The sequence below is a fragment of the Lysobacter soli genome, from assembly GCF_009755585.1.
GTDB classification, from domain to species: domain Bacteria; phylum Pseudomonadota; class Gammaproteobacteria; order Xanthomonadales; family Xanthomonadaceae; genus Lysobacter_J; species Lysobacter_J soli.
In genome coordinates this window covers 2,790,529-2,815,407 of sequence record NZ_CP046603.1, presented here as the reverse complement: position 1 = coordinate 2,815,407, position 24,879 = coordinate 2,790,529, and the positions used below count along the sequence as shown (strand labels likewise).

Annotated in this window: 24 protein-coding genes and 9 tRNA genes; 25 read left to right on the top strand and 8 right to left on the bottom strand. The window is 67.1% G+C overall.

All coding sequences use genetic code 11. The features are described from left to right. Window positions 1-39: 39 nt before the first annotated feature. Window positions 40-804 carry a Bax inhibitor-1/YccA family protein gene (locus tag GOY17_RS12870; RefSeq protein WP_157030695.1) on the bottom strand — a complete coding sequence of 255 codons (765 nt, stop codon included), beginning with the start codon at window positions 802-804 and terminating at the stop codon, window positions 40-42. A 141-nt stretch (window positions 805-945) separates the two neighbouring features. Between GOY17_RS12870 and GOY17_RS12865 the strand changes: the two genes are divergently transcribed. The 14 genes from GOY17_RS12865 (at window position 946) to GOY17_RS12800 (ending at window position 11,295) form a co-directional block, all read left to right on the top strand. Then, window positions 946-1,022: transfer RNA gene (locus GOY17_RS12865), tRNA-Pro, on the top strand. Window positions 1,023-1,087: 65 nt separating this feature from the next. Beyond that, window positions 1,088-1,164 (top strand) — tRNA-Arg (locus GOY17_RS12860). Window positions 1,165-1,199: 35 nt separating this feature from the next. Continuing rightward, window positions 1,200-1,276: transfer RNA gene (locus GOY17_RS12855), tRNA-His, on the top strand. A 65-nt stretch (window positions 1,277-1,341) separates the two neighbouring features. Then, a tRNA-Lys gene (locus GOY17_RS12850) sits at window positions 1,342-1,417 on the top strand. A 125-nt stretch (window positions 1,418-1,542) separates the two neighbouring features. Then, a tRNA-Leu gene (locus GOY17_RS12845) sits at window positions 1,543-1,627 on the top strand. Window positions 1,628-2,031: 404 nt separating this feature from the next. After that, entirely contained in the window at window positions 2,032-3,330 is a 1,299-nt protein-coding gene (gene tig / locus GOY17_RS12840; RefSeq protein WP_157030694.1) for a trigger factor, read from the top strand. A 143-nt stretch (window positions 3,331-3,473) separates the two neighbouring features. Further along, on the top strand, window positions 3,474-4,100 hold the full coding sequence (gene clpP, locus GOY17_RS12835) for an ATP-dependent Clp endopeptidase proteolytic subunit ClpP (RefSeq protein WP_115842923.1): 627 nt from the start codon (window positions 3,474-3,476) through the stop codon (window positions 4,098-4,100). A 162-nt stretch (window positions 4,101-4,262) separates the two neighbouring features. Next, the gene (gene clpX, locus GOY17_RS12830; RefSeq protein ID WP_115842924.1) at window positions 4,263-5,552 is read left to right on the top strand and encodes an ATP-dependent Clp protease ATP-binding subunit ClpX; all 1,290 of its coding nucleotides are present in this window, start codon (window positions 4,263-4,265) and stop codon (window positions 5,550-5,552) included. Window positions 5,553-5,759: 207 nt separating this feature from the next. Beyond that, on the top strand, window positions 5,760-8,198 hold the full coding sequence (lon, locus tag GOY17_RS12825; RefSeq protein WP_115842925.1) for an endopeptidase La: 2,439 nt from the start codon (window positions 5,760-5,762) through the stop codon (window positions 8,196-8,198). Between the two features lie 220 nt (window positions 8,199-8,418). After that, a complete protein-coding gene (locus GOY17_RS12820) occupies window positions 8,419-8,691 on the top strand; it encodes a non-specific DNA-binding protein Hbs (protein WP_115842926.1) in 273 nt (90 codons plus the stop codon). A gap of 73 nt (window positions 8,692-8,764) precedes the next feature. Beyond that, a tRNA-Val gene (locus GOY17_RS12815) sits at window positions 8,765-8,839 on the top strand. A gap of 41 nt (window positions 8,840-8,880) precedes the next feature. After that, window positions 8,881-8,957 (top strand) — tRNA-Asp (locus tag GOY17_RS12810). 102 nt (window positions 8,958-9,059) lie between these two features. Then, a tRNA-Asp gene (locus tag GOY17_RS12805) sits at window positions 9,060-9,136 on the top strand. Between the two features lie 179 nt (window positions 9,137-9,315). Next, a complete protein-coding gene (locus GOY17_RS12800; RefSeq protein WP_157030693.1) occupies window positions 9,316-11,295 on the top strand; it encodes a peptidyl-prolyl cis-trans isomerase in 1,980 nt (659 codons plus the stop codon). Window positions 11,296-11,433: 138 nt separating this feature from the next. On the opposite strand, the gene GOY17_RS12795 is transcribed toward GOY17_RS12800, so the two are convergent. From GOY17_RS12795 to gloB, 3 genes are all read right to left on the bottom strand, one after another. Beyond that, entirely contained in the window at window positions 11,434-12,228 is a 795-nt protein-coding gene (locus tag GOY17_RS12795) for an enoyl-ACP reductase FabI (protein ID WP_115842935.1), read from the bottom strand. Between the two features lie 126 nt (window positions 12,229-12,354). After that, on the bottom strand, window positions 12,355-13,617 hold the full coding sequence (locus GOY17_RS12790; protein WP_232338426.1) for a lytic transglycosylase domain-containing protein: 1,263 nt from the start codon (window positions 13,615-13,617) through the stop codon (window positions 12,355-12,357). Then, window positions 13,614-14,381, bottom strand: a complete 768-nt coding sequence (gene gloB, locus GOY17_RS12785; RefSeq protein ID WP_157030692.1) for a hydroxyacylglutathione hydrolase — start codon at window positions 14,379-14,381, stop codon at window positions 13,614-13,616. The genes GOY17_RS12790 and gloB overlap by 4 nt, the downstream gene beginning before the upstream one ends. 92 nt (window positions 14,382-14,473) lie before the next feature. Here gloB and GOY17_RS12780 point away from each other — a divergent pair, with 92 nt between their 5' ends. The 3 genes from GOY17_RS12780 to dnaQ are packed head-to-tail and all read left to right on the top strand — an operon-like array spanning window position 14,474 to window position 16,429. Further along, window positions 14,474-15,178 (top strand): class I SAM-dependent methyltransferase, encoded by a 705-nt coding sequence (locus GOY17_RS12780; protein ID WP_157030691.1) that lies wholly within the window; start codon window positions 14,474-14,476, stop codon window positions 15,176-15,178. Further along, window positions 15,175-15,660 (top strand): ribonuclease HI, encoded by a 486-nt coding sequence (gene rnhA / locus GOY17_RS12775; protein WP_157030690.1) that lies wholly within the window; start codon window positions 15,175-15,177, stop codon window positions 15,658-15,660. Before GOY17_RS12780 ends, rnhA begins: the two co-directional genes overlap by 4 nt. A 28-nt stretch (window positions 15,661-15,688) precedes the next feature. Further along, a complete protein-coding gene (gene dnaQ / locus GOY17_RS12770; protein WP_157030689.1) occupies window positions 15,689-16,429 on the top strand; it encodes a DNA polymerase III subunit epsilon in 741 nt (246 codons plus the stop codon). A gap of 165 nt (window positions 16,430-16,594) precedes the next feature. Here dnaQ and GOY17_RS12765 read toward each other — a convergent pair whose 3' ends face one another. After that, window positions 16,595-17,299, bottom strand: coding sequence for a PP2C family protein-serine/threonine phosphatase (locus tag GOY17_RS12765; RefSeq protein WP_115842940.1), 705 nt, complete (start codon window positions 17,297-17,299; stop codon window positions 16,595-16,597). 220 nt (window positions 17,300-17,519) lie between these two features. Continuing rightward, entirely contained in the window at window positions 17,520-17,927 is a 408-nt protein-coding gene (locus tag GOY17_RS12760) for a DUF6165 family protein (RefSeq protein ID WP_157030688.1), read from the bottom strand. A gap of 98 nt (window positions 17,928-18,025) precedes the next feature. Here GOY17_RS12760 and GOY17_RS12755 point away from each other — a divergent pair. After that, a tRNA-Ser gene (locus GOY17_RS12755) sits at window positions 18,026-18,116 on the top strand. A gap of 235 nt (window positions 18,117-18,351) precedes the next feature. Here GOY17_RS12755 and GOY17_RS12750 read toward each other — a convergent pair. Together GOY17_RS12750 and GOY17_RS12745 are read right to left on the bottom strand one after the other, a co-directional pair. After that, window positions 18,352-18,702 carry a BAR domain-containing protein gene (locus GOY17_RS12750; RefSeq protein ID WP_157030687.1) on the bottom strand — a complete coding sequence of 117 codons (351 nt, stop codon included), beginning with the start codon at window positions 18,700-18,702 and terminating at the stop codon, window positions 18,352-18,354. Then, window positions 18,702-19,805: a glycosyltransferase family 9 protein gene (locus tag GOY17_RS12745; protein ID WP_232338425.1), complete on the bottom strand. Its 1,104-nt coding sequence runs from the start codon at window positions 19,803-19,805 to the stop codon at window positions 18,702-18,704. Before GOY17_RS12745 ends, GOY17_RS12750 begins: the two co-directional genes overlap by 1 nt. A gap of 22 nt (window positions 19,806-19,827) precedes the next feature. On the opposite strand from GOY17_RS12745, the gene GOY17_RS12740 reads away from it, so the two are divergent. From GOY17_RS12740 to GOY17_RS12710, 7 genes are all read left to right on the top strand, one after another. Further along, complete coding sequence (locus tag GOY17_RS12740; protein ID WP_157030685.1) at window positions 19,828-20,577, top strand: 3-deoxy-D-manno-octulosonic acid kinase; 750 nt, start codon at window positions 19,828-19,830, stop codon at window positions 20,575-20,577. 1 nt (window position 20,578) lies between these two features. Beyond that, on the top strand, window positions 20,579-21,337 hold the full coding sequence (locus tag GOY17_RS12735) for an MBL fold metallo-hydrolase (protein ID WP_157030684.1): 759 nt from the start codon (window positions 20,579-20,581) through the stop codon (window positions 21,335-21,337). Continuing rightward, window positions 21,334-22,362 carry a GTP 3',8-cyclase MoaA gene (moaA, locus tag GOY17_RS12730; RefSeq protein WP_157030683.1) on the top strand — a complete coding sequence of 343 codons (1,029 nt, stop codon included), beginning with the start codon at window positions 21,334-21,336 and terminating at the stop codon, window positions 22,360-22,362. The genes GOY17_RS12735 and moaA overlap by 4 nt, the downstream gene beginning before the upstream one ends. Window positions 22,363-22,505: 143 nt before the next feature. Then, window positions 22,506-22,994, top strand: a complete 489-nt coding sequence (gene moaC / locus GOY17_RS12725; RefSeq protein WP_157030682.1) for a cyclic pyranopterin monophosphate synthase MoaC — start codon at window positions 22,506-22,508, stop codon at window positions 22,992-22,994. Further along, window positions 22,991-23,233 carry a MoaD/ThiS family protein gene (locus tag GOY17_RS12720; protein ID WP_115842947.1) on the top strand — a complete coding sequence of 81 codons (243 nt, stop codon included), beginning with the start codon at window positions 22,991-22,993 and terminating at the stop codon, window positions 23,231-23,233. The genes moaC and GOY17_RS12720 overlap by 4 nt, the downstream gene beginning before the upstream one ends. Before the next feature lie 64 nt (window positions 23,234-23,297). Next, on the top strand, window positions 23,298-23,723 hold the full coding sequence (locus GOY17_RS12715) for a molybdenum cofactor biosynthesis protein MoaE (RefSeq protein ID WP_115842948.1): 426 nt from the start codon (window positions 23,298-23,300) through the stop codon (window positions 23,721-23,723). Window positions 23,724-23,748: 25 nt separating this feature from the next. After that, window positions 23,749-24,756: a beta-propeller fold lactonase family protein gene (locus GOY17_RS12710; protein WP_157030681.1), complete on the top strand. Its 1,008-nt coding sequence runs from the start codon at window positions 23,749-23,751 to the stop codon at window positions 24,754-24,756. The last annotated feature ends 123 nt before the right edge of the window (window positions 24,757-24,879 follow it).

Below are 24,879 nucleotides of genomic sequence, written 5' to 3'. Positions count from 1 at the left end.
CGCGCCCTTCGCGTTTGCAGCGTCGTAGAAGCTGCGGCGTCAGTCGCGCGACTGCAGCTTCGACAGCAGGCGCAGGAACTCGACGTACAGCCACACCAGCGTGACCATCAGGCCGAACGCGCCGTACCACTCCATGTACTTCGGCGCGTTCTGCTCGACGCCGCTTTCGATGAAGTCGAAATCCAGCACGAGGTTCAGCGCGGCGATCACGACCACGAACAGGCTGAAGCCGATGCCGATCAGGCCAGATTCGTGGATGAACGGCACGCGCACGTCGAAGAACGACAGCACGAACGAGGCCAGGTACACCAGCGCGATGCCGCCGGTCGCGGCGACGACGCCGAGCTTGAAGTTCTCCGTCGCCTTGATCAGGCCGGAGCGGTACGCGAACAGCAGCGCGAACAGCGTGCCGAAGGTGAGCATCACCGCCTGCATCACGATGCCCGGGAAGCGGTGCTCGAAGATCGCCGAGATCGCGCCGAGGAAGAAGCCTTCGGTCAGCGCGTAGAGCGGCGCGGTGACCGGCGCCCATTCCTTCTTGACGATCGTGGCGATGGCGAACACCAGCCCGCCGATCGCGCCGCCGAGGATGTAGGGCATCGCGCCGACCGAGCCGGTTTCGGTGAACTGCACCTGGCTCCACGCGAAGGCCGCGGTGATCACGCACAGCAGCAGCAACATGCCGGTCTTGTTGACCGTGCCGTTGAGCGTCATCGCCTTGCTGTCGCGCTGGACCACCGCGCCGCTGGAAAGATCGAGGAAGGTGCTGTCCTTCAATGCGGGATTGCCGCTGCGTCCGATCATGTCGTCCCCTGTTCCGTATCCAATGGTGGCCGGAGCATACAACGCCACCTCGCGAGCCTCGCGATCCGTTGACAGGGGCGGTCGCGCCAGCCAGACTATCCGACCTTTCGCGGCGTTGGCGCGCAACGGAAGTCCCGGCTTCGGGGTATAGCTCAGCCTGGTAGAGCGCCAGCTTTGGGAGCTGGATGTCGTGGGTTCGAATCCCTCTGCCCCGACCATCCAGGACCGAGCGGTAACTCTTGCCGGCGGCTGCAACGGATGTGTCAGTTAAGATGTAACGCTGGCGCCCGTAGCTCAACCGGATAGAGCACCGGCCTTCTAAGCCGGTGGTTGTGGGTTCGAGTCCCGCCGGGCGCGCCACAAGTTGTACGAAACGCCGTAAAACAAGCTTTATGGTGGCTGTAGCTCAGTTGGTTAGAGTACTGGATTGTGATTCCAGATGTCGGGGGTTCGAGTCCCCTCAGCCACCCCAGATTGTGTGACAGGTTGTTGGCGGAACACGTTTTTGTTGTTATAGTTTCGCTCCTAAGTTGTTCCGGGCCGTTAGCTCAGTTGGTAGAGCAGTTGACTCTTAATCAATAGGTCCAAGGTTCGAATCCTTGACGGCCCACCAATCCCGGAAAGCACCTGGCAACCCCAGGTGCTTTTTTCTTTTCCGGGCGATCGATTTCGGGGCATTTCAATTTTCCCGATCCCGCGGCCTAGAATGCCGCCGCGCCGGCCCGATGGCCGGCCCCAGCGAAAGTGGCGGAATTGGTAGACGCCCTGGATTTAGGTTCCAGTGCCGCAAGGCGTGCGGGTTCGAGTCCCGCCTTTCGCACCAACCTCCCTCAGTATCCGGCGGTCGACAAGCCCGAGCGAGCGTTCGCGAGTGATGCATCGGGCGGCCGGGCTGTGCTTCCGCAGGGCCATTGGCCAGAGCGAGCGCTCGCGAGTGATGCATCAGGGCTGCCGGGCCGTGTGCTTCGGCGCCAGTCCCAAGCCGAGAGGGGCCCTCTCGGGCGATGCTCCCGACAGCTTGGCAGAGCTCCCGCACCACCCATCCGCGCCCCTGCTCCAAAACAACGCCATCGTGCCCCCGTAACCCCCGCCCAGCGCTGGCACGATGGCCCGCAATCGGCCAAACTACGCCGTTCCGCTGGCCGCGAAGCATTCCGCCCGGGCCGCGGGCAGGACAGGACCATCAACATCGTGCCGCGGCCGCTCGCCGCGGTGGCAGGAGTGGATATGCAAGTTTCGGTCGAATCGCTCGGCAACCTCGAACGCCGCATGACTTTCAGCCTTCCGGCGGACCGGCTGGAAGCGCAGGTCGGCGGTCGCCTGCGCGAGATCTCGCGCGGCGCGAAGATCAAGGGTTTCCGCCCCGGCAAGGTGCCGGCCAAGGTGATCGAGCAGCGCTTCGGCGCGCAGGTTCGCGCCGACGTCCTCAACGACCTGCTGCGCGAAGGCTTCAGCACCGCGATCCGCGAGCAGTCGCTGCAGATCGCCGGCAACCCGCAGATCGTGCCGGCGCAGGGCGAGGACGCCCTCTCGTACGTGGCGACCTTCGAGGTCGTGCCGGACTTCGGCGACATCGACGTGGCCAAGCTCAATGTCGTGCGCCACACCTCCGAGGTGAGCGACGCCGACATCGACGCGATGATCGAGAACCTCCGCCTGCAGCGCCGCACCTGGAACCCGGTCGAGCGCGAAGCCGCTGCCGGCGACGCGGTCGAAATCGAAACCTACTCGCAGGTCGGCGACGAACGCCTGCCGGCCGAGGGCGTCGAGCGTGGCGCGACCATCATCGGCTCGGCCGCGATGTTCCCGGCGATCGAATCGGCGCTGGTCGGCATGAAGGCCGGCGACGAGAAGGACGTGGACGTCGACTTCCCGGCCGACTGGCGCGTGCCGGCGTTTGCGGGCAAGACCGTCAAGGTCCACCTGGTGGCGACCAAGGTGTCCGAGCCGGTGTTGCCGGAGGTCGACGCGGCCTTCATCAAGAGCTTCGGCGTGCGCAGCGGCGATCCGGACCAGTTCCGCGTGGACATCCGCAGCAACCTGGAGCGCGAGCTCAAGGGCGCGCTGATGACCCGCCTGCGTCGTGAGGTCGGCGAGCAACTGATCGCGTCGTACTCGCACGTCGAGATGCCGCCGAAGCTGGTCGAGGCCGAAGCGCGCGACATGGCGCGCCAGACCATCGAGACCGCGCGCCGCCAAGGCCGTGCAATCGGCGAGATCCCGGCCGACGCGCACGTGGGCTTCATGGATGCGGCGCGCAAGCGCGTGCTGGTTGGCCTGCTCGTGGGCGAGATCGCCCGTCGCAACGAGCTGCGCCTGGAACCCAAGCGCGTGACCGAGACGTTGAACCTGATCGCCTCGACCTACGAGGAGCCGCAGCAGGTCATCGAGCTGTACCGCAACGATGCGCAGCTCATGAACGGCCTGCAGGCCCGCGTGATGGAAGAGCAGGTGATCGACTGGATCGCCGAGCGCGCCCAGCACACCGAGCAGCCGCTGTCGTTCAACGAAGCGATCCGCCAGTAAGTGGATGCATCGCGGCCGCGGCGTCTCGCCGCGGCCGGTTCCATCGTAAGGACGCGCCCCTTGCGCTCTGGTCCGGTTGGCCCCAAGTTGGTCGGACCGCGCTCACCCAAGCGCCCCCTATCCGTTCCAAGGTGCCGTCGAACATGGACAACCTGACCAAAGCTTTGAACCTCGTGCCGATGGTGGTCGAACAGACCAGCCGGGGCGAGCGTGCGTACGACATCTACTCGCGCCTGCTCAAGGAGCGCGTGATCTTCCTTGTCGGCGGCGTCGACGACCACGTCGCCAACGTGATCGTCGCCCAGATGCTCTTCCTCGAGGCCGAGAATCCCGAGAAGGACATCAGCCTGTACATCAACTCGCCCGGTGGCGTGGTCACCGCGGGCTTGGCGATCTACGACACCATGCAGTACATCAAGCCGGACGTGAGCACGATCTGCGTCGGCCAGGCCGCCTCGATGGGCGCGCTGCTGCTGGCGGCGGGCGCTAAGGGCAAGCGGTATGCGCTGCCGAATTCGCGCGTGATGATCCACCAGCCGCTGGGCGGCTTCCAAGGCCAGGCAACGGACATCGACATCCACGCCCGCGAGATCCTGACCCTGCGCCAGCGCCTGAACGAGATCCTGGCCAAGCACACCGGCCAGGCCCTGGAGACCATCGCGCGCGACACCGAGCGCGACAACTTCAAGAGCGCCGAAGCGGCCCGCGAGTACGGTCTGGTCGACCAGGTCCTCGAGCGCCGCCCGGAAGACTCGATCCAGGCGGGCTGACGCCCTGCACGGCACTTCCATCACCATTTCTCGGCCCGTGATCTGGCCCGCAAGGCGGGCTGGATCGCTGTGTTATCCTCGGGCCGCAGCACCTGAACGCGTCCGGCCCGGCAAAACTTCCGGCCGGCGGGTTCAAGACACGAGCACCATTTGGGCACAGGCATGAGCGACGACCGACAGGGCCGCAGCACCGGCGACAGCAACAAGATCCTTTACTGCTCGTTCTGCGGGAAAAGCCAGCACGAGGTCCGCAAGCTCATTGCGGGCCCGAGCGTGTTCATCTGCGACGAATGCGTCGAGCTGTGCAACGACATCATCCGCGAGGAACTCGAGGAGAAGGCGCAGTCGGCCCGCAGCCACCTGCCCAAGCCGCGCGAGATCCTCGAAGTCCTGGACCAGTACGTGATCGGCCAGCAGCGCGCCAAGCGCACGCTCGCGGTCGCCGTGTACAACCATTACAAGCGCATCGAGAGCCGCCAGAAGAACGACGACGTCGAACTGGCGAAGTCGAACATCCTGCTTGTCGGCCCGACCGGTTCGGGCAAGACGCTGCTGGCCGAAACGCTGGCGCGCCTGCTCAACGTGCCGTTCACCATCGCCGATGCCACCACGCTGACCGAAGCCGGCTACGTCGGTGAGGACGTGGAAAACATCATCCAGAAGCTCCTGCAGAAGTGCGACTACGACGTCGAGAAGGCGCAGCAGGGCATCGTCTACATCGACGAGATCGACAAGATCTCGCGCAAGAGCGACAACCCGTCGATCACGCGCGACGTGTCGGGCGAGGGCGTGCAGCAGGCGCTGCTGAAGCTCATCGAGGGCACCGTCGCCAGCGTCCCGCCGCAGGGCGGCCGCAAGCACCCGCAGCAGGAATTCCTGCAGGTCGACACGCGCAACATCCTGTTCGTCGTCGGCGGTGCGTTCGCCGGGCTCGACAAGATCATCCAGCAGCGCAGCACCGAGGCCGGCGGCATCGGCTTCGGCGCCAAGGTGAAGAGCAGCGAGCGCAAGAACGATATCGGCAAGCTCCTGGCCGACGTCGAGCCGGAAGACCTGATCAAGTTCGGCCTGATCCCCGAGTTCGTCGGCCGCCTGCCGGTGGTCGCCACGCTCGAGGAGCTGGACGAGCCGGCGCTGGTGAAGATCCTCACCGAGCCCAAGAACGCCATCACCAAGCAGTTCAAGAAGCTGTTCGAGATGGAGAGCGTCGAGCTCGAGTTCCGCCCGGACGCCCTCTCGGCGATCGCGCGCAAGGCGCTCAAGCGCAAGACCGGTGCCCGCGGCCTGCGGACCATCGTCGAGTCGGTCCTGCTGGACACCATGTACGAGCTGCCGTCGCTGGAGAACGTCTCCAAGGTGGTCGTGGACGAGTCGGTGATCGATCACAAGACCGAGCCGTACCTGATCTACCAGACGCCTCCGGCCGCCCCGAAGGTCGCGGCCGCCGACTGACGGCGACGTGACCGGCGTCCCGCCTCCGACATCTCGGAGGCCGGGCTAAACGTCTGATTCACAACGGATAAATGCCCCCGGCCCGCAGCATAGCCTGCGGGCCGCTTGCATCCGTTCGCGCCGGACCCCATAACCGTCGCCATGGGCGAAGCCAGCCCACGAAGTCCCGGGCGTTCCCGCCCGCACCCGCTTTCCGGAGTCCCCCCCATGGCCGTATCAACCGAGCACGAGACGCTCACCCTCCCGGTCCTGCCGCTGCGCGACGTCGTCGTGTTCCCGCACATGGTGATCCCGCTGTTCGTCGGCCGGGACAAGTCGATCCATGCGCTGGACGTCGCCATGGAAGCCGACAAGCGCATCCTGCTGGTCGCGCAGAAGTCCGCCGAGACCGACGACCCGGGCGCCGACGACCTCTACAAGGTCGGCACGCTCGCCCAAGTCCTGCAGCTGCTGAAGCTCCCTGATGGCACCATCAAGGTGCTGGTCGAAGGCGTGTCGCGCGTGAACGTCCATGACGTCACCGAGCGCGGCGGCGCCCTGAGCGGCCAGGCAGAAGTCGTCGAGCCGGAGAGCGATCGCGAGGAACGCGAGATCGAGGCGATCGCGCGCTCGCTGATGGGCCTGTTCGAGCAGTACGTGAAGACCAACCGCAAGCTCCCGCCGGAACTGATGCAGACGCTGTCCGGCATCGACGAGCCCGGTCGCCTGGCCGACACCATCGCCGCCCACCTGGGCGTGCGCATCGGCGACAAGCAGAAGCTGCTGGAGACGCACGGCGTCGGCGCGCGCCTGGAGCAGCTGGTCGGCCTGGTCGACGGCGAAATCGACGTGCAGCAGCTGGAAAAGCGCATCCGCGGCCGCGTGAAGTCGCAGATGGAGAAGAGCCAGCGCGAGTACTACCTCAACGAGCAGATGAAGGCGATCCAGAAAGAGCTCGGCGAGATCGACGATGCGCCCAACGACATCGACGAGCTCACGCGCAAGATCGCCGAGGCCGGCATGCCGAAGGCAGTCGAAGCCAAGGCGAAGGCCGAACTCAACAAGCTCAAGCAGATGTCGCCGATGTCGGCCGAAGCCGCCGTCGTGCGTAATTACCTCGACTGGCTGCTGGGCGTGCCGTGGAAGAAGCGCACCAAGGTGCGCAAGGACCTCAAGGCCGCGCAGGACGTGCTCGATGCCGACCACTTCGGCCTGGAGAAGGTCAAGGACCGCATCCTCGAATACCTCGCCGTCCAGTCGCGCGTGAAGCAGATGAAGGGGCCGATCCTGTGCCTGGTCGGACCGCCGGGCGTGGGCAAGACCTCTCTCGGCCAGTCGATCGCCAAGGCGACGAACCGCAAGTTCGTTCGCATGTCGCTCGGCGGCGTGCGTGACGAGGCCGAGATCCGTGGCCATCGCCGCACCTATGTCGGTTCGATGCCCGGCCGTATCGTGCAGAACCTCAACAAGGTCGGCAGCAAGAACCCGCTGTTCGTGCTCGACGAGATCGACAAGATGTCGATGGACTTCCGTGGCGATCCGTCATCGGCGCTGCTGGAAGTGCTCGACCCCGAGCAGAACAACGCCTTCAACGACCATTACCTGGAGGTCGACCTCGACCTGTCCGAAGTGATGTTCGTCGCGACCTCCAACTCGCTCAACATTCCCGGCCCGCTGCTGGACCGCATGGAAGTGATCCGCATCCCGGGTTACACCGAGGAAGAGAAGCTCAACATCGCGATGCGCTATCTGCTGCCCAAGCAGATCAAGGGCAACGGCCTGAAGCCCGAAGAGCTGAAGGTCGCCGAGAGCGCGGTGCGCGACATCGTGCGCTACTACACGCGCGAGTCGGGCGTGCGTTCGCTCGAGCGCGAGATCGCCAAGATCTGCCGCAAGGTGGTGAAGGAAATCGCGCTGGCCGGCCCGTCGAAGAAGGGCGCGAAGAAGAACGTCGTCAACGTCACGTCTAAGAACCTCGACAAGTACCTGGGCGTGCGTCGTTACGACTTCGGCCGTGCCGAAGAGCAGAACGAAGTCGGCCTCGTCACGGGCCTGGCGTGGACCGAAGTCGGCGGCGACCTGCTGCAGATCGAAGCGACGCTGGTGCCGGGCAAGGGGCAGTTGCTGCTCACCGGCCAGCTCGGCGACGTGATGAAGGAATCGGCATCGGCCGCCTTGTCCGTCGTGCGCGCGCGCACCGAGCAGCTCGGCATCGATCTGGATTTCCTGCAGAAGCACGACGTCCACGTGCATGTGCCCGAGGGCGCGACGCCGAAGGACGGCCCGAGCGCCGGCATCGCGATGGCGACGGCGCTGGTGTCGATGCTCACGCGCAATCCGGTCAAGGCCGACGTGGCGATGACGGGCGAAATCACGCTGCGAGGCCGCGTGCTGCCGATCGGCGGCCTGAAGGAAAAGCTGCTCGCGGCGCTGCGCGGTGGCATCCGCACGGTGATCATCCCCGAGGAAAACCGCAAGGACCTCGCCGACCTTCCGAAGACCGTGACGCAGGGACTGAAGATCATCCCGGCGAAGTGGATCGACGAAGTGCTCAACATCGCGCTGGAACGTGCGCCGACCCCGGCGCCTGCCTCGGCGTCGGGCGAGGGCGAAACGCCGGTTCGCGATGGTTCGAAAACGGTGACGCAGACGGACGTCAAGCACTGATTCCCGCCGCCTGTCGGATGTCGTTCGAAATCGCTGGAAGCCGCGCCACGCCTAGCTTTCAGGCTTGCGGCTCAAAAATGCCGCTGGTATAACGGCTGCGGACCGCGCAGCCGTTGCGATGCGATCGTTGCGCGGCGAAGAACGATCGGGGGAATCGCCTTCGATTCCATGCTGCTTCATCCGAACATGCGGCGTTCGTCCGCACAGGGAGTCAGAACGAATGAACAAGGCTGAGTTTGTCGGCGCCGTCGCCGAGGCTGCCGAGCTGTCCAAGACCGACGCCGCCAACGCGGTCGACGCCATGATCAACGTGGTCACCAAGGCGTTGAAGAAGGGCGACACGGTGACGCTCGTTGGTTTCGGCACGTTCCAGGTCCGCAAGCGCGCCGCCCGCCAGGGCCGCAATCCGAAGACCGGCGAGACCATCAAGATCAAGGCGTCGAAGAATCCTTCGTTCAAGGCTGGCAAGGCGCTGAAGGATGCCGTAAACTAATCAACTCGCCGCCGATGTCTGAACGAATCGGTTAGCACCGCCGGGGTTTCGGCCCTCAGGCAGCAGTGCAAACGGGTGCTTAGCTCAGCGGTAGAGCGTCTCCTTTACACGGAGAGGGTCGGGGGTTCGAAACCCTCAGCACCCACCATCAAGCATCCAGCGGTGGTTGTAACGAGTTTTGAAGCACGCGGAGTGGTAGTTCAGTCGGTTAGAATGCTGGCCTGTCACGCCGGAGGTCGCGGGTTCGAGTCCCGTCCACTCCGCCAGTCTTCACAAGGGCGCCGGAAACGGCGCCTTTGTATTAGTGAGAGGGTCCAACGCGGTTCATCGCGCTGATCCGGGGCTTCAGGCCCAGGTTTCAAAAAAGCGGAGTGGTAGTTCAGTCGGTTAGAATGCTGGCCTGTCACGCCGGAGGTCGCGGGTTCGAGTCCCGTCCACTCCGCCAGTTTTGAGTCGAAAGGCGCCGGAAACGGCGCCTTTTGTTTTTTCGGTGTCCGGGCGGAAACCACATCCGGCGCTATGCGGAGATGGCATTTCCGGCGCGTCGCCGGCCATCGAAATTCCTGCCTCACGCCGCCGTGACGGCGCTAAACTGTCCGGCTTACGACTGAACGCGTCCCGGACATGCTGCAGAAACTTCGCGACAAGACCTCGGGCTGGATCGCCACCGTGATCCTTGGCCTGCTGATCATTCCCTTCGCCTTCGTCGGCATCGAGCAGTATCTCGGCCAGCGCACCGACAACTCCGTCGCGCGCATCGACGCGCCTCCGACCTGGTGGCCGACGGCGCCGGCGTGGTGGCCGGTGTCGGTGTTCTGGACGCACGAGAAGATCACGTCCGACGAGTTCCGCAGCCGTTTCGAGCAGGAGCGCATGCAGCGCCGCGCGCAGCAGGGCGAAGCGTTCGACGCGCGCGCTTTCGAGAGCGTGGACAACAAGCGCGCGATCCTCGAAACGCTGATCGACGCGCGCGTGCAGCAGGTCGCCGCGCAGCGCAACGGCCTGGTCGTCAGCGACGCGATGGTGCAGAAGGCGATCATGGACGTGCCGGGTTTCCAGGTGGACGGCAAGTTCGATTACGCGCGATACAAGCTCGCGCTCGCATCGCTGACGCCGCCGCAGAGCGAGCGGCAGTTCGAAGCGACCGTGCGCGACGACGTGCAGCGTTCGATGCTCGCGATGGGCGTAGGCAACAGCAACTTCGTCACCACCGCGGAGATGGATCGCCTGATCCGCCTGATGGGCGAGCGCCGCGATGTGTCGCTGGTGCTGCTGCCGCCGCCCGCGCCGGACACCGCCGAAGTCAGCGCCACGGAAATCCAGAAGTGGTACGACGCGCACACCGCCCAGTTCCGCGCGCCGGAAACGGTCGAAATCGAATACGTCGAAGTCGACGCGAGCAAGCTGCCGCCGCCGGCCGCTGCCGACGAGGCAACGCTGCGTCATCGCTACGAGCAGGAGAAGGCGCGCTTCGTCGAAGCCGAGCAGCGCCTGGCTTCGCACATCCTCGTGCGCGTGGATGAGAAGGCCGACGCCGCCGCGCAGAAGGCCGCCGAAGAGAAGGCCAAGCGCCTGGCCGAACAGGCCAAGGCGCCGGGCGCCGACTTCGCCGCGTTGGCGCGTGCCAACAGCGACGACACCGGCTCGCAGGTCGCCGGCGGCGATCTGGGCTGGGTGGCCAAGGGCATGATGGTCGCGCCGTTCGAGAACGCGCTGTTCGCGATGAAGGCCGGCGAAATCAGCGCCCCGGTGAAGAGCGAGTTCGGCTGGCACATCATCCAGCTGCGCGACGTCCAGACCGGTTCGCAGCAGACCTTCGAGCAGGTGCACGACCAGCTCGCGCGCGAGCAGGCCGAAGTAGACCGCGAGCGCACGGTGAGCGACTTCACCAGCCGGCTGGTCGACCTGACGTTGAAGAATCCGTCGTCGCTCGCGCCCGCCGCGCGCGACATGAACCTGCCGCTGCAGAAGCTCGGTCCGTTCGCGCGCACCAACGCGCAGGGCATCGGCGCCAATCCGGCCGTGCAGCGCGTCGCGTTCTCGGAAGAGGCGATCCAGAGCGGCGCGATCAGCGATCCGATCGAGATCGCACCCGGTCACAGCGTGCTGTTGCGCGTGACCGCGCATACGGCCGAACACGCGCAGCCGCTCGCGCAGGTGCGCGATCAGGTCATTGCCGCCGTGCGTGCCGACCGCGCCAGCAAGGCCGCGCGCAAGGAAGCCGACGCGCTGGTCGCGCGCGTGAACAAGGGCGAGACGCTCGACGCCATTGCCGCCGAGAAGCAGCTGCCGCCGCCGCAGGTCGTGCCGGGCGTGCCGCGTGGTGCGCCGGTGCCGGAAGCCGCGGTTTCCGACGCGATCTTCGCCGTGCCGGCTCCGGCCGCGGGCAAGTTGTCGGCGGGCCACGCCGAGCTGTCGAACGGCGGCATCGCATTGTTCGCGGTAAGCCAGGTCACGCCGGGCGACGTCGCGACGCTGCCGGCGGAGCAGCGCCAGATGCTGCAGCAGCAGATCGCGCAGGTCGGCGGTGGCGACGACGTGCGTGCGCTCGTCGATTCGCTGCGCAAGCGCGTGAAGGTGCAGGTCGTCGAGCAGAACCTCTGACGGTTCCGTCCTCGCGATGATGAAAAAGCCCGGCGATCGCCGGGCTTTTTCTTTGCGTCTGGAGCGATCGCTCCCCTCGATCGGCGACCACAAAAAAGCCCGGCATGGCCGGGCTTTCTGTGTGGCGATCGCGCGGCGTTACTCGCCGTGGATGCCCGTCATGCCGAGAATGTTGTAGCCCGCATCGACGTAGGTCACTTCGCCGGTCACGCCTGCGGCGAGGTCCGAGCACAGGAACGCGGCCACGTTGCCGACGTCCTCGATCGTGACCGTGCGGCGCAGCGGTGCGTTTTCTTCGACGTGGCCGAGGATCTTGCGGAAGCCCGCGATGCCCGCGGCGGCGAGGGTCTTGATCGGACCGGCGGAGATCGCGTTGACGCGCGTGCCTTCCGGGCCGAGGTTGAGGGCGAGGTAGCGGACCGACGCTTCCAGGCTCGCCTTCGCCACGCCCATCAGGTTGTAGTTGGCGAGCGCGCGCTCGGCGCCGAGGTAGCTAAGCGTGACGATCGAACCGTTGCGGCCCTTCATCATCGGGCGCGCGGCCTTCGCCAGCGCCGAGAGCGAATAGGCCGACACGTCGTGCGCGATGGCGAAGTTCTCGCGCGTCATGCCGTCGAGGAACTCACCGGCGATGGCTTCGCGCGGCGCGAAGGCGATGGCGTGCACGAGGATGTCGAAGCCGTCGTTCCAACGCTGGCCGAGCTGCTCGAAGCACGCGGCGATCTGCGCATCGTCGCTCACGTCCAGCGGGATCACGATGTCGCTGCCGTACTCGGACGCGGCCGATTGCACGCGCGATTTCAGCTTCTCGTTCTGGTAGGTGAACGCCAGTTCCGCGCCCTCGCGGTGCATGGCCTCGGCGATGCCGCTGGCGATCGAACGCTCGCTGGCGATGCCGGTGATCAGTGCACGCTTGCCTTGCAGAAAACCCATGAGCCGATTCCTTCTTTGATGCCGATGCGGTGGGGACGGCCGCCATGCGGCGGCCCAAAAATGCAGTTTAGCCGCAGCCGGCGCCGCGTTGCCGCGATGCGCCGGCGTATGTGGAAGCCCCGCCGGTCAGGGCGAACCGGTCGCCGTCGGCAACGCGCCCGACGGAGACTCAAGCGCATCGATGAGCAGCGACTGCCCAGGCTTCAATACGGCCTTCAGCGCCAACCCGTTGCGCCGCATCAGTTCGGCGACGGTAATGCGGTATCGCCGTGCGATCGTCCACGCGCTCTCGCCCTTGGCGACGGTGTGGCGACGCGCCGACGTCGACGGTGCGGCCGTCGTCGATGCAGGGGTGGATTCGGACATCGACACCGAACTGGCGACATCAGCGGCGAAGTCGACCTTCGCCTCGTCGCCGGCCTCCGCGACGCGCGCATCGGTGCGGTCGGCGACGGTGAGCACGTGCGCGGTGGAACCGCTGGCCGGCACGATCCGCCCCTCCGCGTAAACCGGATTCCAGCGCTGCAACTGCGCGGTGGTCTGCCCCGTGCGGGCGGCCCACTGATCCAGGCGCTTGACGTCTTTCGGCAGCGTCACCGCCTGCAAACGCGGAACCGGGCGGTCGAGCGCGGTCATCCACTCGGCGCGATCGTCTGCCTGCTCGATCAGGCACGACAGCGCGTGCAGCTTGCGCACATAGGCGACGGTGATGTCCGGCAGGCCGACGAGCTTGTCGAGCTGCACGTCACGAATGTTCTGGCCGCTGCGCTTGAGCGCGCCCAGCACGCGGTATTCGCCCGCGTTGTAGGCCATGACGGCTAAGCGCCAGTCGCCGCCGAACATGCCGTGCAGCGTCTTCAGGTAACGCACGGCCGCCTGCGTGGAATCGATCGGCGACAATCGGCCGTCGTACCCCTTGCGGATCGGCACGCCGTGGTTGCGGGCGGTGATCGCGATCATCTGCCACAGTCCGGCCGGACCGGCGGCGCTGCGCGCGGCGGGGCGATAACCGCTCTCGACGAAGGGGATAAGCGCGAACTCGGTCGGGACGTGGCTTTCGCGCAGGGCATCGACGACGTAGCCGAACAGGGGCAGGACGTCGTCGTCGCCGGCGGCGAGCCGGCGCGGCACGTGGGCGAAGTGCTGGCGCCAGCGGGTCGACGTCGCATCGGCATCGCATTCGGGCTCGGCGAGGCCCTCGCGGAAGCTGTTGTAGATCTCCAGGCCGTTTCGGGTGCGCGGGTCGGGCTGCGTTTCCGGCGTCCCAGTCTTGCTGTCTGCGGCCGTCTGCGGCTGATCCGGAGCCTCCTGCGCGACGACCGGCAGGACCGTGAGGGCGGCCAGGCAGAACGCGCCCAGCCGGCGACGCCATCGATCGGCGCCGGTCATGCGGTGAATCCGTCCTTCCAGCGCCGCAGTGCGGCGAATGCGTCCACGTCGTCGGCCGGGGCGCGGCCGGTCTCGCGCGCCAGGCTGGCGCGCACCTCGGGGCGGTCCACGCGCAGGAAGGGATTGGCGGCCAGTTCGTCGGCCAGGGTGCTGGGAAGGGTGGGTCGTCCGGTCGCGCGCATGGCCGTGGCCTCCTCGAAGCGGCGCTGGAGCGCCGGGTTGCCGGGTTCTACCACGCGGGCGAAGGCCGCGTTTGCGAGCGTGTACTCATGTCCGCAACACACCCGGGTCCCGGGGGGGAGCGCGGCCAACCGGGACAGGGACGCGTGCATCTGCTCGGCAGTGCCTTCGAACATCCGCCCACAGCCGAGGCTGAACAGGGTGTCCCCGCAGAAAAGCAGGCCATGCCCGTGGTAGGCGACGTGGCTTCGCGTATGGCCCGGGACGGCAAGGACGTTGAAATGCCAGCCCGCGACATCGATCGCCTCGCCATCGGCCACGCGTCGATAGTCGGCCGGGATGCGGTCGTCGTCCGGCGCGAAGACCGGCAGCCCCGGCCAGCGTTCCAGCAACGCCGGCACGCCGCCGATATGGTCGCCGTGGTGGTGGGTGAGCAGGACCCCGGCCGGCTGCAGCCCGGCGTCGGCGGCCGCGAAGACCGGCCCGGCTTCGCTCGGGTCGACGATCAGCGCCCGCGCGCCATCGTCGGCGGCGAGCGTCCAGATGTAGTTGTCGCTCAGGGCGGGCAGGGGCGTGAGGTGCATCGTCAGTCCGTGGAATGCCCCCGATCGGCCGGTCCTGCCGCACAATCGGGGAGTCGGCGCCCTGGGGCGCCCGGAGAAAAGCCGGCCCGACCATGCCCGCCGCCCACCCACCGCGTCAATCGGAGACATCCGGATCTGCGCTCGGCTGGTTCAGCAGCGAGGCGGGCCAGGGACTGCTCGCGGTCGAGGAAGCGGCGATGCTCCGCGTGCTCGCGAGTTGCCCCGCGGCGGCCTGGGGCTGGCTCGGCGTGGTCGGTGCGCCGGCGCCGGAAGTCGGCGGTCGCGGACTGCTGCTTCGACGTTTCGGCCTGGGCTTCCACGGCGCCGTCCGCTGCCGCTTGCCCTTGCCCGTGGCGAGCGAAGCCCTCGGCGCGGTGCTGCTCCAGCACGCGCTGGATGACGAGGTTCCGATCGATCCGCTGCTGGACGAATGCGCCCGCGTCCTCGCGCCGGGCGGCACGCTGTGGCTGGCGGTGCTCAATCCGTGGAGTCCGTACCGCCTGCGCTGGGCCCGCACCGGACTTCGCGCGCGCGATCCGGGCGTGTGGCAATCCGCGTTGCGCCGGGCGGGTTTCGCCTCCGACACCGTGAGCCTGCAGTGGCTCGGGCCGCACTGGCGCGTGGCGCATGGCGAAGTGGGCGTCGGCGCGTCCGATCGCCTGCGCGCGGGTGTCGCGCTCACGGTCAACAAGCGCGTGCATGCGTTGATCCCGCCCAAGCCGCTGCGTGGATTGCGATGGCAGGCGGGCACGCGATCCCACCTCGTGCGACGCGAGCCGGCGATAATGGATCCATGAATTCGCCCGACCCGACGTCCGCACCTTCCCCCAAACACATCGAAGCCCACACCGACGGCGCGTGCCTCGGCAATCCCGGTCCCGGCGGCTGGGCCGCGCTGCTTCGCTATCGCGGCCACGAACGCGAACTGTCCGGCGGCGAGGCCGACACCACGAACAACCGCATGGAGCTGATGGGCGCGATCATGGCGCTGGAGTCGCTGAGCGAGCCGTGCAGCGTCCTGCTGCACACCGACTCGCAGTACGTGCGCAAGGGCATCACCGAGTGGATCAACAACTGGGTCCGCCGCGGCTGGAAGACCGCCGCCGGCGAGCCGGTGAAGAATCGTGACCTCTGGGAGCGCCTGCATACCGCGACGCTGCGCCATCGCGTCGAGTGGAAGTGGGTGAAGGGCCATTCCGGCGATCCGGACAACGAACGCGTCGACGTCCTCGCGCGCCTTCAGGCGCAGCAGTTCCGCGCCAGCGCCACCGCGCGCTGATCCGAACCAACCTGTGAGAATGCAGCCGATGCGGCAGATCATCCTCGACACCGAAACCACCGGCCTGAGCTGGGAACGCGGCAACCGCGTGGTCGAAATCGGCTGCGTCGAATACATCGAGCGCCGCCCGAGCGGGCGGACCTTCCACGTCTACCTCAAGCCGGACTGCGATTTCGAGCAGGGCGCGCAGGAAGTGACGGGGCTGACGCTCGAATTCCTCGCCGACAAGCCCGTGTTCGAGCAGGTGGCCGAGGAATTCCTCGCCTTCATCGACGGCGCCGAGTTGATCATCCACAACGCGGCGTTCGACCTGGGCTTCCTGGACAACGAACTGCGCCGGCTCGGCGAGCAGTACGGGCGCATCACCGATCGATGCCGCGTCGAGGACACGCTGCTGCTCGCGCGCCAGCGTTTCCCCGGCCAGCGCAATTCGCTCGACGCGCTCTGCAAGCGCCTGGGCGTGGACAACTCGCATCGCCAGCTGCACGGCGCGCTGCTCGACGCCCAGATCCTGGGCGACGTCTATCTCGCGCTGACCTCCGGGCAGGAGGAAATCGGCTTCGCGGTCGAGGCCGCGGCGAGTGCGGTCGATACGTCGCAGTTCCGCGTCGATCCGAACGTCGCCCGTCCGCGCGTCCAGATCAGCGTCGAGGAACACGCCGCGCACGACGCGCGACTGGAGAAGCTGCGCAAGAAGGCCGGCAAGGCGGTGTGGGACCAGTTCACCGTGGTCGAGGCCGTCGCGGAGCCGGAACTCGCGACGGCCTAGTCGCCCTTGTCATCGGCGATTACGCGGTCGCGCTCGCCGCGCGTCATCCCGGCGAACGCCGGGACCCAATCCGGGCGCCCTTCAGCAAGACGTCCCGCCATTCCAGCCAAGCATGGAATCCATCCTGATCTTCGAAACGGGTGACACCTGAAGGCCCAGCGGCCTTCAGTGATGCCGCACCAGGATCACGGTGACGTTGTCCGAGCCGCCGCCGTCCAGCGCCGCGGCCACCAGCGTGTCGACGCATTCCTGCGCGCTGCAGTCCGACTGCGCCAGCACGCGCGCGATGCCGCGATCGTCCACTTCCTCGGTCAGACCGTCGCTGCACAGCAGCAACTGCATGCCGGGCTTGAGCTCCCCGGTCATGGTCTCGACGTTGAGGTTGCGCGGATCGGTCACGCCCAGCGCCTGCGTCACGACGTTGCGATGCGGATGGCTGCGCGCCTGCTCCTGCGTGATCGCGCCGTTGGCGATCAGCTCCTGCACGTAGCTGTGGTCCTGCGACAACTGCGCGAGGTTGCCTTCGCGCCACAGGTAGACGCGGCTGTCGCCGACCCAGGCCACCTCGAAGCGGTTGCCGGTGATGCGCGCGGCGACGACGGTCGTGCCCATCGGCAGCGCGTCGTTGCGCCGCTTGGAGGTGCGGATGATTTCCTCGTCGGCGATGCGGATCGCCTGCGCGAGCGGCGTGCCGTCACGGATCTCGCGCACGATGGTCTCGCGAGCCAGGGCGCTTGCGACTTCGCCGTATTCATGACCGCCCATGCCGTCGGCTACCAGCCACAGGCCGAGCTCGCCGTCACCGTAGTAGGTGTCTTCATTGAGCTCGCGGCGCAGGCCGACGTGCGTGAGGTGTCCGAATTCGATCATGCGTCCGTTGATTCGGCGGCGGTCTTTCAGGCGGTAACGGAATCATCGGGGCGCAGCGGCCGGGTGGCAAGGAGCGCGATTAAGGTTTCCGTTGCCGACGGACTGGGCAAAGGCAGCGGACCGTCGTGCGGCGCCGAAATACGGCGAACAACCGGGAACGGACGTCCTGCTGCGTCCGGCCCCCGGCGTTGCACCGGGAGCCGCTGGACCACGTACACGCTTACGGCGTGTTGCCGGTCCGGTAGTCCTGGTAGGACTTCTCCTCGACGTAGGCCGAGCCCAGCGCGAGGTTGATCTCCTTCTTGATCCGCGCGCGTTCGTCGTTCTCGAAGTAGACGCTGCGGGCCAGGCGGACGAACTCGTCGTCGAAGGCCTGCGCCTTCTCCTTGATGCGGATGTCGTCCTCGATGACCCACAGGCGCTCGTTGACCGCCTTGAGGTCGGCGCGTAGGCGGGCGATGTCCTTGCCGGCGGCCGGGTGCGCCATCCACGTCTTCTCCAGCGCGGACAGCTCGTTGCGGACGTTCTCCAGCTTGGCCGGATCGGTCATGCGCTCGGACTTGATCTGCAGGATCGCGATCTTGTCGAGCAGTTCGCCAAAGGAGACCGGGACGAGGATTTCGGACATGACGAGGCCGTTCATTCAGGGGGCTACAGTGTAGCCGGGCTTTCGGACCGCTTGCCGGACGCACGTCGTCCCCGTAGAATTGCCGGCTCACTGCACCCGGAGAGGTGGCAGAGTGGTTGAATGTACCTGACTCGAAATCAGGCGTACGTTTATAGCGTACCGAGGGTTCGAATCCCTCCCTCTCCGCCAGACAAAAAAGAAGACGCCCCCGAAAGGGGGCGTCTTCTTTTTTTTTGCGTTGCGGAGAGGGAGGTCGTGATGAGAACCCTCGGTTCGACGAATCGGCAGGACTGCCGATTTGGACGGCGGGAGGCTGCCTTGAAGCGCGTAGCGCCGGAAGGCGAGCGCCATGGGTGGCGCGAGTCCACCCCGTCGTCAGTTCGCGATGCGTGTGTGAGCCCGAACGGCGATTGGTCGATACCTTTCAACTAGCCAAGGCATAACCCGCCAGCCCAAACGCCAGCACCGCTGCCGTCGCCGCCACGCCCGTCACCCACTGCATGGCCTGCAGCCGGCGGTCCTGTTCGACCTGCTGGCGGCGAAGGTCGACCAGCGTCGATTCGAGTTGCGCGGACGCCTGCTTCAATGCCGACAGCGTCTGCTCCATCTCGCTGGCGAGCGTGCGGATCGCCTGGTCGTTGCGATCGACCGCGTCCTGCAGTTCGCGGATCTGCTGCGGAATCTGCGACGGCTCGCGGCTGCGCGTGAACATGGGGCGCGCGGCGCGGATGAGCTCCGGCAGCAGCGGCGCGACGACGGTGAACCAGGCGGCCATCACGGGTTCTCCTGCGAACTGACGTTCGGATGATCGGCGCAGTAGCGTTCGAACGCGGCGATGGCGTCGTCGACGGTGATCAGGTCCATCACGCCCGCGTGCTCGATCTTCGTGCCCCAGCGCAGTTCGGAAGCAGGCTTGCCCAGGTATTTGCGCGCGGCGTCGTCATAGCGGTCCACGCAATAGCGACGGTCGCTGTAGGGCCCGCTGCGCGCGGGATTGCTCGCCGCATGCAGGCCCAGCACCTTGGTGCCCATCGCGTTGGCGATGTGCATCGGGCCGGAGTCGGGCGTCATCAGCAACTGGCCGCGTTCGAGCAGCGCCGGCAATTGCTTGAGCGTGTCCTTGCCGATCAGGTCGAGCGCGGGATGCCCCATCGCCGAAAGGATCGCATCGCCCGTTGCACGTTCCAGGTCGCTTCGCCCGCCGCACAGCACGACGCGCCAGCCGCGCGCGGCGGCGTGATCGGCGACGGCGGCCAACCGGTCGGCGGGCCAGTTGCGCAGGACGTGGCTCGAGCAGGGTGAAATGAGCAAGGTCGGCACATCGTCCTGCGGCCACTGCGCGCGCGCCCACTCGCGCGCGTCGTCCGGCACGGGAAGGTCCCAGATCACGCGCTCCTGACGCAGGCCCAGCGGCTCGCAGAAGCTGCCGATGGCGTCGAGCACGTGGATGCTGGGGCGGTCGGGGATGCGCTCGTTGATGAAGACGCCATGCAGGTCCTTCGAACGCGAGCGGTCGTAGCCCACGCGCCTGCGCGCCGGAATGAAGGCCGACAACAGGTTCGCGCGTGCGGCGACCTGCATCTGCAGGAGCACGTCGAAGCGCTTCGCGGCGCCGAGGCGTTCGCGCAATTCGCCACGCAGTGCGCGCATGCCGGCCACGCCGGACTTCTTGTCGTACTCGACGAAGTCCACGCCGGGCAGCCCGGCGAGGAGGCGGTGCTCGCCCTTGCCGATCACCCACGTCAGCCGCACTTGCGGCCATGCCGCCTGGAGCGTGCGCACCAGCGGCACGACGTGGGTCACGTCGCCCAGGGCGGACAGGCGGAGCAGGCAGATCGAAGCGGGCGCGGGAGGCGCGCTGGAGGAGGCAGCGGACACGTGAATTGCTAGACTCCGGGCAATGACGGGGTTCGATGCTGCCGAAGAGTTGACGCCGTTCCGCGACGACAGCGGGTACGGAGCCATTCTGTTCGACCGTAACCGGGTGCGGCAAGCAAGCCCGGACTGGTTCATGCCTTCGTTCTGGCAGCAACGCGCGCGCCCGGTGGAAAGCGGCGGTCGCGGCGGCGCATGGTTCGTCGACGCGCCGTTCGGCCCGGCCCTGCTGCGGCGCTACCTGCGCGGCGGCATGGTGGCGAAGGTCAGCCGCGATCGTTACTGGTGGCACGGCGCGGCCAGCACGCGCAGCTTCGCCGAGTTCCGCCTGACCCGAGCGATGGCCGAGAAGGGCGTGCCTGTGCCCCGGCCCATCGCCGCGTGCTACCGCCGCGACGGCCTGTTCTACCGCGCCGCGATCCTGCTCGAACGCCTCGACGACGTGCGCTCGCTGGCCGACCGCGCCGCGGTCGCCGCCGATGGTGCGCCGTGGGAGGAGGCTGGCCGGCTGATCGCCCGCGCCCATCGCGCGGGCCTCGATCACGCCGACCTCAACGCCCACAACCTGTTGTTCACCACGACCGGGCGAGGCTGGATCATCGATCTGGACCGCGGTCGCGTCCGCATTCCCGCCACCGGCTGGCGCGAACGCAACCTCGCGCGGCTCAAGCGCTCGCTGCTGAAGCTGCGCGGGAAACGCACGGTCTCGGACGTCGAGCGCGATTACGCGCGCCTGCGTGCGGCGTACGATCGTGCCTGGGAACGAGGCTACTGAGATGACGTGGCAACTGCGTCTTCATGGCGTCGGCAATGCGTCGGCGGTCGAGCTCGGCTCGGCGATGGCGACCATCGAGCGCGACGGCGCGCCGTGGCTGACGATCGACTGCGGCGGCGAAGGCCTCACCGCATACCAGGCGTACTACGGCGACATGCCGCGCGCGCTGTTCGTCACGCACACGCACCTGGACCACGTGGCCGGCTTCGAGCGCCTGTTCGTCAGCAGCTATTTCGACGATGCGCGCCGTGGCCGCGTGAAGCTGTACGTGCCGGCGCCCGTGGTGCCGCTGCTCCACCAGCGCGTGGGCGACTATCCCAATGCGCTCGCCGAAGGCGGCGTGAACTTCTGGGACGCCTTCCAGATGATCCCGGTCGGGGGATCGTTCTGGCACGACGGCGTGCGGCTGGAAGTGTTCCCGACGCGCCACCATTGGCCGGAAACCGCGTTCGGCCTGCGTCTGCACGGCAGCATGGTGTGGACGGGCGACACGCGCCCGATCCCGGAAATGCTCGCGCGCTATGCCGACGCCGGCGAACTCGTCGCGCACGACTGCGCGCTGCACGGCAACCCTTCGCATAGCGGCATCGAGGACCTGGAGCGCGAGTATTCCGCCGCGCTGCTCGGCCGCTGCCTGCTGTATCACTACGGCAATCGCGAGGAAGGCGAGATCCTCGCCGCGCGCGGTTACCGCGTGGCCCATCCCGGCCAGGTCGTCGCGCTGCACGAACCGTCAGCGGTGCGCGCGGAGCCGGCATGAACGCCGCTTCGCAGCCGCTGACTGCCACGACGCCGCTCGACGTGCGCGGGCGCCCTCTGCGCGACCTGCGCTTGTCGGTGATCGAAGCCTGCAATTTCCGCTGCCCGTACTGCATGCCGGCCGATCGCGTGCCGGACGACTACGGTTTCGATTCGGCCACGCGCCTGTCGTTCGACGAGATCGAAACGCTCGTACGCGGCTTCGCGCAGTTGGGCGTGAACAAGCTGCGCCTCACCGGCGGCGAGCCGTTGCTTCGCAAGAGCCTGCCGTCGCTGATCCAGCGGCTGGCGCGCATTCCCGGCCTGGACGACATCGCGCTCACCACGAATGGGTCGCTGCTCGCCGCGCAGGCACGCGCATTGCGCGAAGCGGGGCTGGGGCGCATCACGGTGAGCCTCGACGCGATGGATCCCGCGCGGTTCCGCGACATGACCGGCGGCCGCGGCGAACTGTCCGACGTCCTGGCTGGGCTGGAAGCGGCACGCGCGGCCGGCTTCGAATCGATCAAGATCAACTGCGTCGTCGAGCGCGGCATCAACGACGACCAGGTGCTGCCGCTGGTGTCGCATTTCCGCGGTACGGGCCACGTCGTGCGCTTCATCGAGTTCATGGACGTGGGCACCTGCAACGACTGGTCGCGCGATCGCGTGGTTCCCTCCGCGGAATTGCGCGACCGCATCGCCGCACAGTGGCCGCTGCGCGCGCTGGAAGCGAATTACCGGGGCGAAGTGGCGTCGCGTTACGCGTTCGAAGACGGACAGGGCGAAGTCGGCTTCGTGAGTTCGGTGAGCGCACCGTTCTGCGGCGATTGCCATCGCGCCCGCGTCTCTGCCGACGGCCGCCTTTACACCTGCCTGTTCGCCGGCGATGGGCACGATCTTCGTCCCGCGCTGTCCCAGGGCGTCGACGCCTTGCGCGAGCGCGTATCGACCATATGGACGCGCCGTGGCGATCGTTACAGCGAGATGCGCGGCGGCGTCGGGGCGTCGCGCAAACACGTGGAGATGTTCCTGATAGGGGGATGAGGCAGGCCGCTTGCGCGGACTGCGCGGCCTGCTGGCCACGCGCGCCATGGATGGCCGAACCGACGCCGCCGAAGTCGATGCCCTTGCCAACGCGACGCAGCCTGCAACGTGCATCCCACCGCCCCCACCCCCAAAATACCCGCATGAAAAAGCCCGCGAAAACCCTCACGCACATCGACCCCAAGGGCCGCCCCGCGATGGTCGACGTATCCGCGAAGGAAGCGACGAAGCGCGAGGCGCATGCCCAATGCCGCGTCCGCTTCCCCGCCGACGTCGCGCGCCAACTGCGTGCGACCGGCCTGAAGAGCGCCAAGGGCGGTATCGTCGAAACGGCGATCGTCGCCGGCACCATGGCGGTGAAGCGCACGCACGAACTGATTCCGTTCTGCCATCCGCTGCCCATCGACGGATGTCGCATTGCCATCGAATGGGATGGCGAGTCGTCACTACGCATCGATTGTGCGGTGAAGACCACGCATCGCACCGGTGTCGAAATGGAAGCGCTGACCGGCGCCACCGTCGCCGCGCTTACGGTGTACGACATGTGCAAGGCGTTGTCGCACCGCATCGTGCTGGGCCCGGCGAAACTGCTCGGCAAGCGCGGCGGCAAGCACGATTTCGGAGCGATGTGATGACGCAGGTGACGGTGTTGTATTTCGCGAGCCTGCGCGATGCGGCGGGCATCGACTCTGAACGCGTCGAGTTCGACGGCGACCTGCGCGCGCTGTACGTGGCATTGCGCGAGCGCCACGGTTTTGCACTTCCGGTGGAGCGTCTGCGCGTCGCGGTGGATGGCGCGTTCGCCCGTTGGAGCGATGCCGCCCAGGAGGGCAGCGAGGTCGCCTTCATTCCGCCGGTCAGTGGTGGGTGAGCGGCCCGAGCCGCTGCGTCCAGTTCGAAGAACCCTTGGACACCACGAGTGCCACAATCTCCCCATGACCCGTTTCTCCCTCGCGCAAACCCCCATCGACACCGCGACGCTTCGCGCCGAACTGCTCGACGACCGCGTAGGCGGCTACGCGAGTTTTGAAGGCTGGGTGCGCAACCATAATGAAGGCCGTGACGTGCTGGGCCTGCGCTACGAAGCCTATGCCGCGCTCGCCGAAGCCGAAGGCGAGAAGGTGCTCGACGAGGCGTGCGCGAAGTTCGACATCCTCGACGCGCGCTGCGTGCACCGCGTCGGCGACCTGGTGATCGGTGAGATGGCCGTCTGGGTCGGCGTGAGCGCCGCGCATCGCGACGCCGCCTTCGCCGCCTGCCGCTACATCATCGACGAGGTGAAGGCGCGCGTGCCGATCTGGAAACACGAGCGCTACGCCGAAGGCGACGCCGGCTGGCTGCATCCCGATACGAAGCCCTGAAACACCTTTCCCACGGAGAAACGTCGTGATTCGCGATTTCGTGATTCCGCTTTCCGTCGCCGCGATGCTCGTCGCCGCGCCCGCATCGGCCGGCGACCTGCTGGTCGGCAACAAGTCCGCCGATACGGTGTGGCGTCTTTCGACGAAGGACGGCGCGCGGGTCGGCGAATTCGCGGCCGGACAGGGACCGCACGAAATCGTCGTGAGTCGCGACAACCGCTTCGCCCTCGTCAGCAATTACGGCGCGGCGACGCCGGGCCGCAGCATCACCGTGCTCGACTTCGACAAGCCCGGCGGCACGCGCACGATCGACCTGGGCGAGAACGGCAAGCCGCACGGCATGCGCCTGTTGCCCGATGGCAAGCGCGCGGTGGTCACGACCGAAGCCTCGCGCAAGCTGCTGCTGGTGGATGTGGCGAACGGCCGCGTCGACCATGCGATCGACCTCGGCGACGGCCGCGGCCACATGGTAGCGGTGTCGGGCGATGGAAAGGCCGCTTTCGTCACCAAGATCGATGCCGGCACCGTCAGTCGCATCGATCTGGTCACGCGCGCGAAGACGCACGAAGTGCTTGCCGGTGCGGGCGCGGAAGGCGTTGGCGTGCACCCGGGCACAGGTGAAGTGTGGGTCAGCAATCGCGAAGCCGGTACCGTGACGGTGCACGATCCGAAGACGCTGGCGATCCGCCACACCATCGCGAGCGAAGGTTTTCCGATCCGCGTCGTCTTCACTGCCGACAATCGACATGCGCTGGTGACCAATGCCCGTGCCGCGACGCTGTCGGTCATCGACACCCACAAGTACGCCGTCACGCATACCGTGGCGCTGTCGCGTCCGGACGTCGAATACCGGGACACCATGCTCGGCCGCGCGGCGTTGCCGATCGGCGTGATCGCCGATCCGAAGCTGCCGCGCGTGTACGCCGCCGTCAGCGGCGGCGACGAGATCGCGGTGATCGACACCGCGCAGTGGAAGGTCGTCGACCACTGGAAGACCGGCCGCGAGCCGGACGCGCTGGGGATCGTGGAGTAGGGCGAGCCGCGTTTCGTGCTTGCGCCGTTTGAAGATCAAGATGGATTCCAGCTTTTGCTGGAATGACGGTGAGCTTCGTTTACCCCGATGGGAGTGCCCGTGCGGTGCGGGCCTGGATCCCGG